The organism is Micromonospora sp. LOL_024 (assembly GCF_048060415.1).
Taxonomy (GTDB): Bacteria; Actinomycetota; Actinomycetes; order Mycobacteriales; family Micromonosporaceae; genus Micromonospora.
Map to the genome: position 1 here is coordinate 1 of NZ_JBHMIS010000178.1, position 613 is coordinate 613.

General features: G+C 65.3%; 1 protein-coding gene. It reads right to left on the reverse strand.

Features of this window, described 5'->3' with window-relative positions; all coding sequences use genetic code 11:
- Positions 1-2: 2 nt before the first annotated feature.
- Positions 3-613 (reverse strand): DEAD/DEAH box helicase (locus ACFHWY_RS28785; RefSeq protein ID WP_416583371.1); only part of this gene is annotated, 611 nt, incomplete at its 5' end.

Below are 613 nucleotides of genomic sequence, written 5' to 3' on the forward strand. Positions count from 1 at the left end.
GATCAACCCAACTCATCGACGCAGTCACGTAACGTCACCGGTTTTACGCAATGGCCCTGCCGGTGCACCCGACGCATCGCCGACGGCTTACGGGCGTACAACGACTCGAAAAGCCGAACGAAGGTAGTGACGACGAACGGCGCGTCCCAGTTCTCGGCCGCCAGCCGTGACCACCGGCCGATCTGCGGATCGTCGAAGTCGGCCTGGCTGTGATGTTCAAGGACGACCGGCTCGGCACCCTCCTCATTGAGCAGCCGGCGGTAGACCGCAGCGTTCTGCTCGGTGATGGTGAGGAACGGCACCGCCACGATCACCCGACTCAGGCCGTGCTTTTCTGCATGCCGCAACGCGAAGCCGCCGCTCGCAAGGGTCTTGCCGGCCCCGGTGGGCGCACCGAGACGGAACACCCCGCGCTCCATCTCAGCCGCCGCTAGGCAATCCGCGTAGACACGCTCCCGCAGGCCACCGATGGGCGTACCACCACGCCCGGTGAACTCGTTACTCCGCCGCTGCTCGAACACTTTGAACAGATGGCCAAAGTCAGCATCCGCACGTACCCGCGGGCTGGGCAGCCCGTGGAAATGTGCGCTGGTGTCCAGGCTGTCCGCGTCGA